Source organism: Emticicia sp. CRIBPO (assembly GCF_009905725.1).
In the GTDB taxonomy this organism is placed as follows: domain Bacteria; phylum Bacteroidota; class Bacteroidia; order Cytophagales; family Spirosomataceae; genus Leadbetterella.
Genome location: NZ_JAAAKV010000006.1, coordinates 254,843 through 273,025, shown reverse-complemented (window position 1 = coordinate 273,025; position 18,183 = coordinate 254,843). Strand labels below are relative to the sequence as shown.

General features: G+C 44.9%; 10 protein-coding genes. 3 read left to right on the top strand and 7 right to left on the bottom strand.

The features are described 5' to 3' along the window. Window positions 1-60 precede the first annotated feature (60 nt). Window positions 61-1,464 (top strand): phosphoglucosamine mutase, encoded by a 1,404-nt coding sequence (gene glmM / locus GVN16_RS14300; RefSeq protein ID WP_166564582.1) that lies wholly within the window; start codon window positions 61-63, stop codon window positions 1,462-1,464. A 166-nt stretch (window positions 1,465-1,630) separates the two neighbouring features. Here the strand turns inward: glmM and GVN16_RS14295 are convergent, their stop codons facing one another. Together GVN16_RS14295 and GVN16_RS14290 are read right to left on the bottom strand one after the other, a co-directional pair. Then, on the bottom strand, window positions 1,631-3,544 hold the full coding sequence (locus tag GVN16_RS14295; RefSeq protein WP_166564581.1) for a SusD/RagB family nutrient-binding outer membrane lipoprotein: 1,914 nt from the start codon (window positions 3,542-3,544) through the stop codon (window positions 1,631-1,633). A gap of 34 nt (window positions 3,545-3,578) precedes the next feature. Continuing rightward, window positions 3,579-6,689 carry a SusC/RagA family TonB-linked outer membrane protein gene (locus GVN16_RS14290; protein ID WP_166564580.1) on the bottom strand — a complete coding sequence of 1,037 codons (3,111 nt, stop codon included), beginning with the start codon at window positions 6,687-6,689 and terminating at the stop codon, window positions 3,579-3,581. Window positions 6,690-7,398: 709 nt separating this feature from the next. Between GVN16_RS14290 and GVN16_RS14285 the strand changes: the two genes are divergently transcribed. Further along, window positions 7,399-10,785, top strand: a complete 3,387-nt coding sequence (locus tag GVN16_RS14285; protein ID WP_166564579.1) for a SusC/RagA family TonB-linked outer membrane protein — start codon at window positions 7,399-7,401, stop codon at window positions 10,783-10,785. An 18-nt stretch (window positions 10,786-10,803) separates the two neighbouring features. Further along, complete coding sequence (locus GVN16_RS14280; protein ID WP_166564578.1) at window positions 10,804-12,399, top strand: SusD/RagB family nutrient-binding outer membrane lipoprotein; 1,596 nt, start codon at window positions 10,804-10,806, stop codon at window positions 12,397-12,399. Between the two features lie 118 nt (window positions 12,400-12,517). Here the strand turns inward: GVN16_RS14280 and GVN16_RS14275 are convergent, their stop codons facing one another. The 5 genes from GVN16_RS14275 to GVN16_RS14255 form a co-directional block, all read right to left on the bottom strand. Then, window positions 12,518-12,934 (bottom strand): response regulator, encoded by a 417-nt coding sequence (locus tag GVN16_RS14275; RefSeq protein WP_166564577.1) that lies wholly within the window; start codon window positions 12,932-12,934, stop codon window positions 12,518-12,520. A gap of 125 nt (window positions 12,935-13,059) precedes the next feature. After that, window positions 13,060-13,395 (bottom strand): response regulator, encoded by a 336-nt coding sequence (locus GVN16_RS14270; RefSeq protein ID WP_166564576.1) that lies wholly within the window; start codon window positions 13,393-13,395, stop codon window positions 13,060-13,062. Between the two features lie 124 nt (window positions 13,396-13,519). Then, window positions 13,520-15,679, bottom strand: coding sequence for an alpha-galactosidase (locus tag GVN16_RS14265; protein WP_166564575.1), 2,160 nt, complete (start codon window positions 15,677-15,679; stop codon window positions 13,520-13,522). A gap of 8 nt (window positions 15,680-15,687) precedes the next feature. Continuing rightward, a complete protein-coding gene (locus GVN16_RS14260) occupies window positions 15,688-17,067 on the bottom strand; it encodes an alpha-L-fucosidase (RefSeq protein ID WP_166564574.1) in 1,380 nt (459 codons plus the stop codon). A gap of 65 nt (window positions 17,068-17,132) precedes the next feature. Then, window positions 17,133-18,176 (bottom strand): isoaspartyl peptidase/L-asparaginase family protein, encoded by a 1,044-nt coding sequence (locus GVN16_RS14255; RefSeq protein WP_166564573.1) that lies wholly within the window; start codon window positions 18,174-18,176, stop codon window positions 17,133-17,135. Between the last annotated feature and the right edge of the window lie 7 nt (window positions 18,177-18,183).

Below are 18,183 nucleotides of genomic sequence, written 5' to 3'. Positions count from 1 at the left end.
ATTTAAGTTGGTATTTCTTTGTATGTTTGTACGATTTTTAATTACTAAAAAAAATTCTGCGTGACCTTAATAAAATCAATTTCGGGAATTAGAGGTACCATTGGAGGGAAAAGCGGAGAGAGCCTCACGCCGTTGGACATTGTTAAATTTTCGGCGGGATTTGCTTCATTGATCCTGAAAAAGAATCCTCAGACAAAAAAAATTATTATCGGAAGAGATGCCAGGCCGTCAGGTAAAATGGTGACCGACCTGGTAAGTTCTACCCTGATCAGCATGGGTTTTGATGTGCTGGATCTCGGATTATCCACTACCCCAACTGTTGAAATCGCTGTCCCGGCTGAAAACGCCTGCGGAGGAATTATCCTTACTGCCAGTCATAATCCCGTGCAATGGAATGCCCTCAAGCTGCTTAACGAAAAAGGAGAGTTCATTTCAGGAACTGAAGGCGAAGAGCTGCTGAAAATTGTAGAGGATGAAGACTTTGTTTTTGCCGATGTAAAACACCTTGGTGCTTATTCAACAGACGATACTTATGTGACCAGACACATCGAAATGATACTGGCCCTTCCGGCCGTTGATGTGGAGGCGATCAGAAATGCGGACTTCAGTGTGGTGGTTGATGCCGTCAACTCATCAGGAGGAATCGCCGTGCCGCAACTGCTTGAAGCATTGGGTGTGACTAAAGTTAAAAAATTGAACTGTGAGCCTACCGGCAACTTCGCCCATAACCCGGAGCCGCTTCCTGAAAATCTCAGGGAAATATCCTTTGAGCTTCAGAAAGGGGACTATGACCTGGGTATAGTGGTTGACCCGGACGTTGACCGTCTGGCGTTGATTTGTGAGAACGGAGAGCCTTTTGGAGAAGAATATACCCTGGTGGCCATTGCCGACTATATATTAAGCCTGAACAAGAAGAAGAAGCAAACCACGGTTTCGAATATGTCTTCTACGATGGCCCTTAAGGATGTGACCGTTAAGCACGGCGGAGAGTATTTTTCTGCTGCAGTAGGAGAGGTTAACGTCGTTGAAAAAATGAAAGAAATGGCATCTATCATTGGTGGTGAAGGAAACGGCGGTATCATCTACCCTGAACTTCATTACGGACGCGATGCCCTGGTCGGAATAGCCCTGTTCCTTTCTCAGCTGGCCAAGTTCGACAAACCTGTCGGATTCCTGAGAAAGAAATATCCCAATTATTTCATTGCCAAGAAAAAAATCGAGCTTAATCCTGAGATCAATGTAGACGGTATCCTGGAAAGTATCAAAAAGAAATATGCCAAATATGAAATTGATACCCGCGATGGTGTGAAAATCTATTTTGACAAAGAATGGATACATTTGAGAAAATCAAATACCGAACCCATCATCAGGATTTATGCTGAAACCGAATTTGAAACCAAATCGGATAATCTCGCAGATAAGATCATCCTGGATATAAAAGAGCTGGTGACGAACCACGCCTGATTTTAAAGAAAAAAGCCCCCTGGTCGTTCAGATCAGGGGGCTTTTTTTTGTCTTTGCTACTCCGGACTACTTGCCGTTATCTCGAAAACCTTGATTGCTGAACCAGCAAAAAAACAGGCTGACTGCAGAGTTGCAGCCAGCCTGAATATTAGCTCAAGTGTCAGTATTACTGTTTTTTAGCCCACCACAGCGGGGTAAGTGTCGCATCTTCTCCGCCCAGGAAGCCCAACGCTTGCTGGTAGCCTTTTGCGTTGCTTGCAGGCAGGCTTGAAGGGTATTTCAAACGCTGGGGGAAGAATTTGACATTACTGGTCATATAATTGCTGCTGTTGAGAGCCGGTAAATTAACCAATGGGTTTTCAACTGCCGGGTTTTCAAAGAAAGGCAGTCCGAGTCTGCGGTGGTCACTCCACGCTTCCAGTGGCAGCCACGGGGTCTGAGCGATAAACTTCTGTGTAATGATCTTAGTCAGCAGGTCATTTTTAACGGCACCGGCTTTGTACAGGTCATTTTTAGGGTAAGTTTTTGTTGTAGTACCCGGAGTATTGGTGTAACCGTCAACATACGTTACCGCATAGCTTGCAGGAGGTTCTGCAGTATGCGTCCAGCTCACGGAAGTCCCTACTTTATTGTAGTCAGTAGAAGCTTTGTACTGGGCTCCAAGGTTTGAAACACCCCAGTAAGCAAGACTGGCATCGATACCGGCTTCATAGGCTGCTTGTCCGCTCATTGGCACACTCCATCCTCTCACAGCCGCTTCAGCCAGCAGGAAGTAAGTTTCCCACGAAGCGAAGAAAATTCTTTTGCTTGAACTGTTACGGAACTGTTGTCCGTGACGGGGAATAGCCCCGTTAAACGACCAGATGTTATTCTTGGATCCTTTGGTTCCCCAGTCTCCATTGGAAGGTGCGTTCCAGGTGTTTTTGGCGTCCAGGGTTTTTACGGTGGCACCAGCCGCATTTACCAGCGTACGCTCAGTGGTTTTAGCCGTATTGTCCCACGATGGATACGCGTTGAAATCAGAGTTGCTGATATCTCCCGGAATAATATAGGTTTTATATGCCCTTGGGTCAATAGAATAAGGAAGACCATCAAGCCAGTAGCCAGCAGAAGGGTCGTTGGTCATCGTAGTGAAGTGATCAGACAGTTTCAGGCCGATATAATTCTGTGGCTTTACGAAAGGAACCTGATCAGCTTTCACAAGGCTTGCTGATTTAATCCCACCTAATCCCTGGTAAAGGTTATTGATCGTAGATGACATCAGGAAGGAGTTCCACTCACGGGTCATGACGCCGGTAAGGGCATCCCAGCCTGGTTTTTCTGCTATCTGGAAGGTTTCATCCGCACCGGTAAGCAACGGTTTTGCAGCAGCAGCTTCAAATTCCGATTTAGCCTTGGCAGGATCTACCTCTGAAAGACGCATAGCCAGTCTCAATCGCATAGAGTTGGCATATTTCTGCCATTTGGCAAAGTTAAATCCATAAGCCTGGTCATATTTGGAAATAGAACTGCCGCTCACCGAAACATCCATCTTCGTAGAAGCATCTTTCAGCTCTTCCAGAAGGTAATAGTATACCGTCTTCACATCAGAAAACTCAGGGTTGGAGCCCTGGAATCCGTTGATAGGAATAGGTCCGAAATTGTCGGTAAGCTCACTTAAAAGATAGGCTCTCCAGATACGCGAAACCTGCAGCAGGTTATTGGTATAAGGCTTGATGTTGCCGTCTTTGATTTGTTTCTCGGCGACCTGCACCGCTGCATAAATGCTGTTTAACCATCCACCCAGGTAACCTGAGCCGTAGTAATCGCTTGACCAGCCGTCGTTATAACCACCGGTGGAAATTCCGCCGCCAAATTGCTGGTGACCGGCTGTTTTCCAGTACAGTACAAAGATCCTTTCAGCGATATGCGGGTCTTGCTGACTTCCGATAATTGACCCGTTTATAAAGTATTCAACCTGTACCTGGCTTTCGGTGGCCAGGTAGGGGTCGGCGTTGATCTCGTCAAAATCCGAACAGGCGGTAGCAGACAGCATCAGTACTGCTGCTGGAATAATCGCCCTTTTTAAAAATGCTTTCATATTAATAATGTTTTATATAGCCAAAAATGCTGAATTAAAAGCCAAGGGTTAAAGAAACAAGGAAAGATCTCATGGTAGGGAATGCACCGTTTTCAAACCCTACGGCATTAGAACCGGTAGCGAAAACAGATTCAGGGTCAATACCATTAAGATGGCTCTTTATCATCCAGACGTTGTTGCATGATGCACTGATCTTGCCTTTCTGAAGGCCTTTGCCCAACAGTTTTTTCGGAAGTTCATAGCTCAGCATAACATTCCTTAAGCGGATATTGGTAGCATCATAGATATATGCCTCACCAACACCAAGGTTGTTTAAGGTAGATACCGAGCTCCAGTATTGCTGCTGGGTGATAGATTTGGAGTTGGAAGCAAGTTTTCCGTCATTGGCTAAAACAACACCGCCCAATACAAAATCAGGTCTTGCTCCTCCCGGTGCTGTCACTGCTGCAGTTCCGGCAGATTGAAGTCCTACATTAGAGGCCGAGAATATTTCTCCACCCAAACGGGCGTCTACAAGGAACGACAAGCCTATTCCTTTATAAGTGAAATTGTTTGAAATACCCAACAGCCCTTTTGCCTGCTGGTTACCCAGCTTGACAATCTCAGCGTCACGTTGCGGAAGTCCGTCAGCCGTCAGTAGCAACTGACCGAAATACGGGCTGGCAGCGTCTTTAACACGAAGGAATCTTGTACCGTAAATGTCACCGTACAAGCCATCTGTAGCGGCTCTGATAAACAAGTCGTCAAATGCACCTAATTGGTATTGATTCACCCCCAATCCGCTGGCGATATCGATGATTTTGTTCTCATTTTTAGAGAAATTGGCGGTAAGATTCCAGTTTACAGAACCCGGGCTGTTTAAGATGCTGACATCAGCCATTAACTCTATCCCTTTGTTCTGGATATTTCCGGCATTCACTTTCATGCTTGAGTAACCACTCAGCGGATCCATAGGAATGTCGATCAGTTGTCTGGTGGCATTGGATTTATACCAGGTAAAATCAAATCTCAGACGGTTTTCAAAAAACCTGAGTTCTGTTCCTAATTCTAGGTTTTTGATCAGCTCACTTTTTACATTAGAGTCTTTCAACAGCGACTGTCTTACGGCAATAGTGTTGCTCAGAGGATCCTTTGAAATGGTGAATCCGTTAAACAACTGGTAAGGAGCAAGGTCATTACCCACTGTAGCGTATGAGGCACGCACTTTAGCATAATTCAACCATGAAGGAGATCCCGAACCCAGGTTTTCCAGCATGTCTGTTATAACATAAGAAAGGCTGTAAGAAGGATAGAAATATGATCTGTTCTGTTCGATAAGAGCAGATGACCAGTCGTTTCTGGCGGTTACATCAAAGTAGATCCAGCCGTCATAGTTCAGGCCAAGGGAGCTGTAAACCGAGTTGATTTTTTTCCTGCTGTAGCCCGGGCTGATCGTTGCTGCACCTGCGGCGTTGGTAGGAGAAAAGAGGTTCGGTACTTCCAGAGCACCGGTATTTACTGATAATGAGCTGAATTTCTGCTCCATCAGGTTGCCTCCGACAGTGAATACACCACCAAGTTTACCGATAACATTCTCTTTTCTTGCTTTGATGAGACCGCTATAGTTAAGCTCACTGAATGTTTGCTTGCCCATGGCATAAGAGTTGGCAAGCGGTCCGCCTGCATACGTTTTTCTTTCGGTATTGGTGGTATACAAGTCACCACCCGCTTTGATTTCAGCATCCAGCCAATCGGTAAAGGCATATTTCAATGACCCGTTCATGATATAACGGTTTCTTGTATCGTTGTTCAGGTTATACTGACTCAGCCAGTAAGGGTTTGACTGTGAACCCGGAGCACCAGGGTACCAGAGCATACCCCCGAACTTGTTGGTGGCGGCACTGAAATCCGAGACATCCAGACTTCGCGGTAACATATACAGGACATACACGCTGCTGTTGTCCCTTCCGTTAATAGGGCGGTTGTAGCCGGATGTATTGTTGTAAGACATTTTTACATCACTGGTCCAGCGGTTATCCTTGCCAAAGTGCGTAGTTGCTTTTGACGTAAAATTGGCACGGGTCAACTTGTTGCCGGGGATAATACTCCTGTCTTCCAGGTAGCTGAGAGAGGAGAAAACCGCAGTAGAACCATATTGCTGCTGTAAGGCAAGGCTGTAGTTCTGATTTGAACCTGAACGCAGGGCCTGGTTTACATTGTCATAAATTTTCAGAGGCGATTGTGTCCCGTCCCATTTGGTAACGTTCTGGCCTTCTGCCTTTGGTCCCCAGCTGGTGGTACTCATCGGGTTAAAGATGTTGTTTAAACCTTGTCCGAATGTATTCTGAAGTTCCGGCTTCACAAAGATGCCTTCAGTTCCGAGGGTAGTTGAAAACGTAATACCCAGACCAGGCTGCTTGCGTCCGGATTTGGTAGTAATCAGGATTACCCCGTTTCCGGCCCTTGAACCGTACAAGGCTGCCGCTGACGGACCTTTCAATACGCTCATGGTTTCAATGTCGTCAGCACTGATATCTCCGAGACCGTTACCCATATCAAGGCCGGCACCCCAGTAACCGTTTTCGGTTGTACCTGTAAAGTTATCAATAGGAATTCCATCCACCACAATTAGTGGCTGGTTTGTACCTGTAAGAGAAGTATTTCCCCTCAATACTATTTTGGAAGACCCTCCGGCACCATTACTGGAACGTACCACCTGCAAACCAGCTACTTTACCTGTCAGGGCATTGGCAAGGTTGGTTTCGCGGGCATCAGTCAGAGTAGAACCCTTAACTTCCTGGATAGCATACCCCAATGATTTTTTCTCACGCTGGATTCCCAGGGCAGTTACGACAATTTCAGAAAGCTGATTTTCATCTTCCACCAACGAAATCTCGAAATAAGTTTTGTTTCCGACAGGAATCTCCTGCTTTGTAAAACCGATAAAAGAAACAACAAGGACACTTTTAGAAGGATCGGCCACACTCAGACTGAATTTTCCCTCAGCATTAGTTGAGGTGCCAAGGGTACTCCCCTTTAACAACACACTCACACCTGGCAGTGGAGGACCGTCGGTTCCCCCCGTGATTTTTCCTGTAACTACCGTCCCTTGGGCGAAGATCCGGGAGGCACTCAGGAACAAGAAAATAAATAGACTTGCTCTCATTAATTAAATAATTTAGGTTTGAAATAGAAAAATATACATTTTTTTAATTTGTACAAACTGATTTTGAAAATATATTTTTTTCTGGCCTTAGTTTTTAATAAAACTAAGTAATTGATTGATAGCGTCCAATTTCATGTTGGAAAAGTCTAATGCAGGTGAAAACGTGTTATTTGCGGCTGAACGAATATATGTATTCTCCTTCACCCGGCAAATTTATGTGGGATATTCCCGGTTATATTATCATTCATAACTGCCTGAGTCCAATTTTGCAGCAGTAATATATTCTTTATCAGTGTCCGGGCCATTTCTGAGATGACCGAACGCTTGTCCGGGACAGTTTTCTCCCGGCACCTGTCTGATGATTTGTTCAGAAACTCCAGAAATCACAGTTTTATAAAATGCAGGAGATGGTTCGCAGCCAATAATCGTCAGTTGAAAAACCCCTCTTTTTCATCCGGTTTCTCTGATTTCTCATTTTCTTTTCTGCGGTCTGAAAAGGCTTATTTGTGTAATTGTTTTATTATCAGTGTTTTAGTTGTTTTCCTTGTTGATGATAAACGGCATTCTCATTTTCATCTTTAAGTTAATATGAAAATATTAATATCAAAAAGTATTTTTTAGAATATATTTTTTAACAAACATTGATTTTTTATTAAAAAAAATTAATAATTTTACCGGGTTAACAATTTTAAACCCAAAACTGTTTAGTATGAGAAATCATTTACCCAAGTTGGTGCTATTCCTGCTCATGGTCATGAGCTTACCGGCATTAGCCCAAACCATTACCGGTAAAGTAACCTCCAATGGAGAGGCTTTGCCTGGTGTATCCGTCGTTGTAAAAGGGAAATCCGCTGGTACAATCACAGATACGGAAGGAAAATTCTCACTGAGTGTTCCTGATCTCCAGAGTACCCTTGTGGTATCATTCATCGGCTTTACTACACAAACTATCCCTGTGGCAGGCCGCTCGATTATTGACATAGAAATGGTAGAAGATTCAAAGCAACTGAACGAAGTCGTTGTAACGGCTTTGGGCATTAAGCGTGAATCTAAATCTATCGGTTATTCAGCTCAGAAAATTGCTGCAAAAGACCTGGTAAAAGCAAGTGCTCCGGACATCGCTTCAGGTTTGATGGGTAAATCAGCCGGTTTGAACATTTCAGCTTCAAACGGTGTGCAGGGCGGTTCTCAGAGGATCGTCATCAGAGGTAACAACAGCATCCTGGGCAGTAACCAGCCTTTGATCGTTATCGATGGTATCCAGGTTCAGAATGATCCTGTAGGCGGAACGCAAGGTAAAAGCAGTGACGTAACCAGCCCTAAGGACTGGGGTTCATTCCTGAACTTTGTCAACAGCGACGAGGTAGATGATATTACTGTTTTGAAAGGAGCCAATGCTGCTGCCCTTTACGGAGCCCGCGGTTCTAACGGTGTGATCTTAATCACCAGCAAAAAAGGTGGTAAGAGAGAAGGTCTTGGTCTGGACTATAACTTCTCTTCATTGTCCACTACGGCGTATCGTTTTCAGGATGTACAGAATGAGTACGGTTATGGTGCGGCTTCCGCATTGTGGTCAGCTACACAACCATTCCCTACCGTTAACGGACAACCACGTTATCCGGGTAACTACCCATGGGATGCTCAGGACGTAAACAATAACTACAGAAGTGGCGGAGCAATTCCCGGCGGATATTCTTCATGGGATATTTTCAGCTGGTATGGTCCTGCAGCTTCATGGGGTCATAAACTGGACGGTACCGAAATTACCTGGTGGGATGGTGTGAAACGTAAATGGGAAGCACAGCCTGATAACAGAAAAGCATATTTCAATACCGGAAATACCAATACTCATAACCTGTCGTTCAGCGGTGGTGGAGACTATGGTACTATCCGTGTCGGTTTGACAAGACTGGATAACAAAGCGATTGTTAAAAACAGTAACTATGATCAGACCAATATCAACATCGGGTCGGCTTTGACGATCTCTAAAAAAGTAAAGGCGGAGATCACGACCAGTTATACCAACTACAACCGTCTGAACACGCCTGAATCGGCCAATGACAACGGATGGGCTAACTTCATGATTCACGGTATGTCGCGTGATTATATCCCTCTTGAGTTTGATAGCTATAAACTGGCTGACGGAAGCAAGAACTTCTTTGATCAGACGTCTCCGTTCAAATACTATCCTTATAACAACAATGCATTTAAGGACATGTTCTGGAAACTGTTTGAAAACAATCAGCAACTGACCAGAAACCAGCTTTTGGGATCACTTCGTCTTTCTGCTGATGTTACTCCGTGGTTAAATCTTGCGGGACGTGCCTCGGTAAACAACGCCGTTACAACTATTGAGAGTAAAAATACGCCGACTGACGTAGCGGGTGTTCAGGGATTGTATGGCTTTGAGAGCATCAACAACCAGGACCTTAACTTTGAAGCGTTTACTACCCTTCATAAAGACGGTATCTTCGGTTCTAAATTCAATACCAGTTTACTGATCGGTAATTCTGCCCTGAGAAGCCGCAGCCATGGTGTAACCAACACCAACAACGGTCCTTTTGATGTGCCTTTCAAATATTACATCAACAACACACTGGATAAGACCAAGATCTCTCACGGAGAAACCAGGTATGATTTCAATCTGAACTCATTATTCGGTATCCTGGATGTGTCTTATAATGACTACCTGTTTATGCAGTTTACCGGAAGAAATGACTGGTCATCTACTTTACCGATCGCTACTTCTTCTTATTTCTTCCCTTCAGGAAGTTTGAGTTTTGTATTTACTGAAGCTATTCCTGCTTTCAAAGATCAGAACTTCTTAAGTTATGGTAAATTGAAATTGTCATTGGCTCAGAGTGCTAACGGTGCTACGCCATATATGACACAGTATACCTACAATACTACAACGATCACCAACACGATCAACGGTGATGCTGCTACATCATTTGGTGGTGTGCCTGTTCGTAGTTTGCAGACTACACTTCCTCCGGCTGGCTTATTGATGCCTCAGAGAAACAAGTCATTTGAGATCGGTACTGAATTAGGGTTCCTTGCAGGAAGACTGAGTGCCGAACTGACTTACTACCAGACCAGGGCTACGAGCCAGATCCTGAGCTCTTCACTGGCTACTTCTTCAGGAGCCAAAGCGGTTACTTTCAACACCGGTGAGTTATCAAACAAAGGATTTGAATTTATCGTAAGGGCTACGCCTGTTCAGACTTCAAGCTTCAGATGGGATATCGCTCTTAACGGTGCTCATAACCAGAACAAAGTTGTCTCACTGGCCGACGGAATCGACAGATATCCTGTGGCTGACCTTTGGGGAACCAACGGTGCTCTGATGTATGTGAAAGCCGGTGAAAACTACGGAACGATCTACGGTTATGATTACACGTACAAAAACGGACAAAAAGTAGTTAAGAGAGTATTGGATAAAACCACAGGTGCTGTGGTAGGTACACAGTATGTAACTACTGACGATCCTGTGGCCATAGGAAACACTACTCCTAAGCTGACAGGTGGTTTAAGCAACACATTCAAATATAAGAACTTCAGCTTATACTTCCTGATTGACTTCAAAGTGGGCGGAGATATTTATTCAGCGGATTACGGTGCATCTGTAGGACATGGTTTGTCGCCAAGCACACTGGCTGAAAGAAACGGTGGTGGCTTGCCATACACTTATCCTGACGGAAGCACGGCTAATCACGGTGTGATCCTGGATGGTGTGTTTGAAAACGGCGAAGTGAACAAAGATGTGGTACATTACATGTACAAATATGCCGGAGCTTATGCCGGATGGTCTAACGTTAAAATGCCGAGAAGAGACCTGGTTCTTGAAAACTCATGGGCTAAACTCCGCGAGTTGAACCTGACTTACTCTATTCCTTCGAGCATTGTGAAACGCACTAAATTCCTTCAGGGACTTGATGTGTCATTCGTTGGCCGTAACATGTTCTACCTGTTCAGCTCACTGCCTGATAATCTGAACCCTGAGGCTATCAACGGTATTGGTAATGCTTATGGTTTCCAATGGTCGCAATTCCCGGGAACACGTGATCTTGGTGTCTCACTTAAAGCAAGATTGTAATCCTTTAAATTAAGAATCATGAAATATATATCTAAAATATTTATCATTACCTTATTGGTGTCTGCGGCGTCATGTAAGAATGACTTCGAAGAAATCAATGCCCCGTGGGATAAGCCGAGCAGTGCTTCTACTCCCGAAATGTTTAACGCAGTCGTCAGTTCACTGCCTCTTACCGGAGGTGAGCAGTCAGTGATGAATGCCTGGTTGTATCCTATTACCCAGCAGGCAGCAATCACCTCGGGTTCATATCCGTTTGATAATGCCAAAGGTGCTTTGTGGGAAAACTACTATTATACATTGGCTAACGTGAGGGTTCTGGAAGACCGCATCGCCAAAAGTTCTGATGCAGCTTCAATGACCAACATGTCTGCGATGCTGAAAACGATTATGGCTTACAAAAGCTTTAAGATGACCAACTACTTCGGTTCAATGCCTTATAAAGATGCAGGTTATGCTGCTTTGGCGGCGGATAAAGGTACAGGCGTTTACAAAGCGGCCTACAATTCTCAGCAGGAGATTTATACCAATATCCTTACCGAACTGAAATGGGCGGTTGACAATCTGAGCACCAGTTCTACCCAATACAACCTGGCTAAATACGAGACTCTGTTTAACGGCGACGTAAACATGTGGATCAAGTTTGCCAACAGTCTTCGTCTTTATGTAGCGGTAACTGTGTATGAAAAAGATCAGACTTTGGCGAGAACGCACATCACCGAAGCTTTGGCAAAACCATTGCTGGGTGATGCTGACAACGTAGGTATCTGGCCTTCTAAACTTGGTTTGTCTTTACAGTGGCGTGAGTGGTCGTTTTCGGCCAACTGTTACCTGAGAATGGGATCAACCATGTGGGGACTGATGTCTTCAAGCAACGCCAAAGACGGAAGCGGTATTTTTGACCCGCGTGCTAAAATCTTCTATGAACCTAACAATGCCGGAGAATGGGTAGCATATCCGCAAAACCCGGCGACAGGTACGCAGACCGAAGGAGGTACGCCATATGACAAGAAGCGTTATACGGCCTGGGCTGACAAAGGGGCAACCAATTTTTACTCACCGGTTAACTTATATTTTGAGCAGGATCTGACCACCATTCCTGAATTAATCCTCACAGGAGCCCAGGTGCACTTCATCAAGGCCGAGGTTTATAACAGAGGTTTAGGTGTAACAGCCAGCCCTGCTACAGCCAAAGCTGAGTATGAAGCAGGTATCAAAGCCTCTCTTAACATGTGGAAAGGTATAGCGTTTGCATCAGGAGTATGGACCGTAGGCAAGCCGGCTTCGGCTACTGCCACTGATGCAGAGGTAACGAAACTGATCACCGCACCGGGAGTAGCGTTTGATGCTGCCAATGCTGACAACGCTCTGAAACAGATCTACGCTCAATTGTGGATTGATCAGTTCAGACAGCCGTTTGATGCCTGGACTCTTTTGAGAAGAACAGGAGGGAAAACGCCTATGTCAACCGTCAATACCCAATATTATACCAGTAACTTCGGAACTTATAACCGCTTTGTTTATCCTGACGATGAACTAAGCTATAACGCAGATAATTTTAAGACTGCTACAGGTGGAACGAACTTGAATTCTACTAAACTCTGGATAACTAAATAACCGGTTTTCTTACAAAAAGGCCGCCCGGGCATATTGCTTGGGCGGCCTTTTTATTTTGGGACAAATCAGAGAGCTGATACTGAAATATGATCAGATCCGGATTTGCTAACCTGTATTTTTAATGAGAGGTCTTTTCTTTGGGGGCAACAGAGCCGAATATCCGCTCCAGGGTCGTCACAAGGGTATCAAAACTCGCAGGCTTGACAATGTAGTCAAACGCTCCCAGTTTTTTAGACTCGTTAATGTCTTTGATGTTGGAAGAAGTAGAGTAGATGATGATCCTGATATCTGACAGGGTTTCATCATTCACGAGAGCCGCCAGGCATTCCTTGCCGTTCATTTTGGCCATATTAAGATCAAGGAAAACAAGCTGAGGAAGAGGTTCGTCTTTTTGATGCAGGGTGTCAAGCAAAGCCACACCATCATCAAAACACCGGAGTGAAATTTCATAGTTGACGTCTTCCAAAGCCATCATAAAGATTTCCTGATCTTCACGATCGTCGTCAACCAGAAAGCAAGTTATTTTCTGTGCCATTGAATTATCTTAAATTAAGGATAGTAGTTAAAGGGGCGTCTACAGAATTCAACAGCAAAGTTAAGTTTTAGTTTTGGCTTATTGTTCAAAAATATGGAAAGTTGGGATTTAAATATAAAGAGATCTTAAATTAATTCATTGATTTTGAAAAAACTAACCGGTTTTTCAAGGAAATAATTAGCCCCCTCGCTCAGCGATTCTTCTTTAAGATATGACAAGGCAGAAATCATAATAAGGTTGATGTTAGGATCAATTTTTTTGATTTCTTTTATTCTGTCCAATCCGAATCCGTCCGGAAGATTATTGTCCAGGATGACGATGTCGGGATAGTAGTTCTCGATTTTTTTAAGTCCGTCAGTCAGGGTGTGTGAATAGTCGACCTCATATTTTCTTCTTTCAAAATATGTTTTTACCAATCTGCAAAGGTCTTCTTCATCGTCAATGATTAATATCTTTTTCATCTTTTTGAGTTTGATAAACTAAAATTAGGAATTGTTTTTATTAAATACGAAAAAACCGTTCCATAATTTTAGGTGACTATGATTTGTGAGGCTTGCTAATAAATGGGGAAATTACGCTCGGTTTTTATCTTATGATCAGCCAATTATATCCTTCAGCCGGAATACTGATCTCTATTTCCACAACATAATCTCTCGTTAAATTGTATCTCCCGGGTTTTTCTTCCCCGACGCTGATTTCTGCCTGACCGGTCAACCCGGTGTAATAAAGCGGAAGTCTTATTTTTCTTTTTACCGGTTCTTTCAGCGGATTGTAAAGCATGACCAGTCCTTTTTCCTTCAGATTGGGGTTGACATGCATGATCCCGTCCCAGTCCCTGCCGTCCGGCCTTCTCAGGTGGACAACATCTGAGTTTAGTATGTCACGGTATTTCTTATACCAGTCTATCGTTTGTTTTACGACCGTTTTGGTTTGTTCATTATCATACAACCTTGGCCCGCGATAACATGCCTGGACACCCGCACCGTAATATTGCACCATTAATTGCCGGTAATCTTCCAGGTGTTCGCTCAATGGTTCAAGCACTGCTTCAGGTCCGCCGCCCTGATATTTGGTTAAAGGTACAAAACCCCAGCCCATTGACGGCGTTTTATCCCATGTTCCGTCATAAATATTTTGGCGGTTCAATATTCTTTGCTGGTCCCGTGACAAAGAGAAGTTGACTTCCCTGTATCCGAGGGCTATTTTGTGGGTGCCATCCAGGAAATACCAGTCCGGGGCATTGATGTAAACGCCGCGGGCATTGAGCCAGCGATAGAATTCCTTTTGCATTTCCATCTGGGCCCACTGCGAATCTTCGAGGCCTTTATGCCCCGGATGTTTTACAGAAGCACAGACATCCCCGGGATAAGGGCCGTCATGTTCCAGCAGATCAAAGCCCGTTTCTGAAATGAACTTCTTCAGTTTTCTCAGATAGTCAATGCCCCACCGGCTGGCCAGGCAGGGGGCATGTCCAAAGAAGGCCCCTTTGTCGGGTAGTCCTGTTTTGGGGTCAATAACATCATTTTCATCGTCAATTCTCCTGCTGCTGAACAATGAGTAACCGCCGAGTTTGATACCTTTGCTGTGGGCATAGTCTGTCAGGGCCTTGAATTTGGCAATGTTTTTCGGTGAGTCGTCCTCCATATTAAGTCCGCTCCCGAAACTCAGGATGACCATTTCGTAACCCGTTTCCACACATTGATCTATGGCCTCTTTTACCTTCTGATCATCTGTGCTGATCAGGTGCATAAAAATCGGATTTTGGGTTGTCCACGGAGCTATGGTCCGGTACATTTTTCTGCGGGCCAGGCCGTTGCGTTCCCTGTCGTAGGAATCAAGCAGCAGCTCATAGCTCCTGATGGATGTAAAAGAGCCACCAGGGCTCAGGTCAATGCCTACACCCAATCCGGGATAAATTTCGACCAGACAAGGGGTTTCAAAATTGTAGTTGACCTGGGAGGTATAAGTTGAGTCAATTTTCCAGTGGGTAGCCTGGTCAGACAATTCGTACCGCATGGCATTATTGAAAGCGAAGTTGTTTTCAATGTATAATTTCTGCGGCTTTTTCATTTTATCGGGAGCTCCTACTACGGCCGATTCTTCTTCCGGGGTAGCCAGGATCTCGTTTACCACCTGGTCGATCTTTACAGCCTTGCCTGATTTGTTTTCTATGCTCACCCATTTACTTATCAAAGGGATACCATCGAAGATTTCGTAGTGAACCGCCACTTCAACACCGTTGAGCCCGGGGTTGCCGGAAGTGAAATGTAAGGTGACTTCCGAGCCTTCAGGGAGCTTTCTGTTGGCCGTCCAGGTCGTGGGTTTCCAATCAAAATGCGGTTTTAGTTTCGTAATTGCATATTTCTGAAACATGAAGTCCTGTTCACCAGCCTTTAACTGATCTGTCCATTCTTCGCGTAGGTAAGCGTGTTCTTTCTGTCCGTAAAGTCCTCCGACCTGGTAAGTTTTGCCGTCGAGGGTAATCCTGGCTTCCGGTCTCACTGATCTTACAAACTGCTCGTTGGTGACCAGGTTTTTAAAACTGGTCGTAGAAGCATTGGGCTTCAATTGAATTCTTCGTGAAACCAAGCCGTTGGTTATCTCTATCTCTTTTCCGTTTTTAAGAACTTTTATCTCACTCTTTTGTGAGAATGGGGAAGTCAGCCAGTCTTTCTGAGGAAGCTGGGCAAAGGTCAAAAAAGGGAAATTCAGACAAAAAAGGAAAAGAAACTTCAATGGCTTCATACGGATTATTATTTCAGGGCGTCGGTTAATTCATAAGTCCAGGCAAACTGGCAGGGGATGGTTTCGGGATCAACCTGCGGAGCAATAATGGTCAGCGTTCTGTTCTTATAGCTGAATCTGACATCGCCTTTAAAGCCCACCAGTTTTACGGCAGATGGCTTTTCTATATTGTCTACCGTGAAAGTTTTCTGCCATTTGCTGTTGATAGCGAATAGCTTTTTGTCTTTTTGAGTAAAGAATACTTTCGAGTCTTTATCATAAAGCGGAGCGGCGTCCCATTTTCTGGTCCTGTAGATGGCGTCACCGTTTACTTTTAGCCATGTGCCTATTTCCTGCAGTCTCTGCTGCATGATTACCGGAATTCTCCCGTCTGCTGTGGGTCCGATGTTCAGCAGGAAGTTGCCTCCCCTGGCTACAATATTGATCAGCTCATGTACCAGTTGTTCGCCTGTCTGATAGTTGGCCAGGTTTTCATTGCGGTTGTAGCCAAATGATTCGCCGATGCCGCGGCATTCTTCCCAGGGTTTCTGAAAGCCGTTGGTCAGTTTTTTGTTGTCGTTTCCGCCATGACCATATTCTGAGGTGGAAAAACTTCCGTGGGCCCCTTTGGTGTCATTGCCCCAGCGGTCATTGACCACAATACTGTTTTTTACGGGAGAATCATTGAACAGCCATGCGAGGAATTCTTCACTTTTCCAGGTTTTCGCGGGATGGTCCCACTCGCCGTCTGTCCAGAGCACATCAGGCTGATATTTCGTAACAAGATCTTTCATTTGCGGGATCATTCTCTCATTCACGTACTTGTGAACATCGTTTTTGTAGACCGGGTTAAACCATTCATACAGCGAATAATAATACCCCATTCTCAAATTTTTAGCTTTCACTGATTTCATCAGGTCGCCGGCCAGGTCTCTGTGTGGGCCAACATCCACCGCATTCCAGTTCCATGATTCCTGGCTTGGCCACATCGTAAAGCCCTCATGGTGTTTGGAAGTCAGTACCACATATTTTGCCCCTGCTTTTTCAAAAATATCTGCCCAGTCATCCGGTCTGAACAACTCAGCTTTAAAGTCCCTGGCAAAATCCTGATAGCTGATCTTTCCATAGTTTTTTTCATGGAAAGCCACAAATTCAGGATGGATTTTCAGGTTGGGAGCATGCAGTCTTTGCCAGTACCATTCAGCATAGCCGCTGCCGAAACCATCTGCGTTGGAGTTGGTGGCCCAGGCCGGAACAGAGTAAATGCCCCAGTGAACAAAAATGCCGAATTTGGCATCTTCAAACCAGGCCGGGGTCTGACGCTGGTCAAGGCTGGCCCAGTCTGCTTTAAACTGGGCATGGATCTGAAATGAGAATAAACAAAATAACAGGACGAGGACTTTTTTCATAAATTTTAAGGTATCAGGCCGGTGGTTATTGCCGGCCTGAAAGAATGGATATTTTGAATAATTGATTATTTTTTAGCAAAATGACTTTCTGCCATGTAAACCTTACCGCCGTCGTCTGCTTTGGTCACGGAATAGCTGAATCCCGGTTGGATAGAATAGGCCCCGTATTCACCATTTTTGTTGATCGCAATAAAACCTACCTGGAAGTCTCTGGCCTTTTCCGGGTTGATTTTGATGATACGCTCTACTGCGATTTTGCAGGCTTCTTTAGGTGTTTTACCCGCTCTCATCATTTCTACTACCAGGTGAGTGCCGCAAACCCTGATGACTTCTTCACCCTGTCCTGATGAGGTGGCAGCACCAATTTCGTTATCGACGAACAACCCCGCACCGATGATGGGAGAGTCTCCGACCCGGCCTCTCATTTTGAAGCCCATACCGCTCGTGGTGCAGGCTCCCGAAAGGTCTCCCGAATTGTCAAGGGCAATAGTACCCATGGTATCGTGGTTAAATGAGCCGTCTTCAAAATAATTCGGAGCAAAAGGCCCGTGCCCCTTTTTCGCTTTGATCTGCTGTTGCTCTATATTCATCACAGGCTTGTATTCTGATTTCTTAAGCCATTCTTTATAGGTCTTTTCCGCATCTGCAGAAAGTGCCCCTGACTCTTTGGTAAACCCGTTTTCCAAAGCAAACTGCTGGGCTCCTTCACCTACCAGCATGACGTGCGGTGTTTTTTCCATGACCTTGCGGGCTACAGAAATAGGATTTTTGATTTTTTCCAGGAAGGCCACAGATCCGCAGTTGGCTTTTTCATCCATGATACAGGCGTCAAGTGTCACTTTGCCGTCACGGTCGGGGTTTCCACCAAGACCTACGCAACAGTTGATGGTATTTTCGATGGAGTTGGCCGCTACTTCGACCGCGTCAATTGCTTTTCCTGACTTACCCAATACTTTCCAGGCTTCAGCATTCACAGCCAGACCACTGTCCCAGGTTGAAACCACGATAGGTTTCGTTACCGCCGCTTTCTTCGCAAATGAAAGCATCGGGATGCTCAGAGCCGACCAGCTGAATGCGGCCCCGCGGATGAATTTTCTTCTTGATTGCATAATACTC

Bases quoted from the DNA above. Each gene is read 5' to 3' on its own strand.
- GVN16_RS14295 (WP_166564581.1), bottom strand. From the start codon at position 3,544: ATGAAAGCATTTTTAAAAAGGGCGATTATTCCAGCAGCAGTACTGATG.
- GVN16_RS14290 (WP_166564580.1), bottom strand. From the start codon at position 6,689: ATGAGAGCAAGTCTATTTATTTTCTTGTTCCTGAGTGCCTCCCGGATC.
- GVN16_RS14285 (WP_166564579.1), top strand. From the start codon at position 7,399: ATGAGAAATCATTTACCCAAGTTGGTGCTATTCCTGCTCATGGTCATG.
- GVN16_RS14280 (WP_166564578.1), top strand. From the start codon at position 10,804: ATGAAATATATATCTAAAATATTTATCATTACCTTATTGGTGTCTGCG.
- GVN16_RS14275 (WP_166564577.1), bottom strand. From the start codon at position 12,934: ATGGCACAGAAAATAACTTGCTTTCTGGTTGACGACGATCGTGAAGAT.
- GVN16_RS14270 (WP_166564576.1), bottom strand. From the start codon at position 13,395: ATGAAAAAGATATTAATCATTGACGATGAAGAAGACCTTTGCAGATTG.
- GVN16_RS14265 (WP_166564575.1), bottom strand. From the start codon at position 15,679: ATGAAGCCATTGAAGTTTCTTTTCCTTTTTTGTCTGAATTTCCCTTTT.
- GVN16_RS14260 (WP_166564574.1), bottom strand. From the start codon at position 17,067: ATGAAAAAAGTCCTCGTCCTGTTATTTTGTTTATTCTCATTTCAGATC.
- GVN16_RS14255 (WP_166564573.1), bottom strand. From the start codon at position 18,176: ATGCAATCAAGAAGAAAATTCATCCGCGGGGCCGCATTCAGCTGGTCG.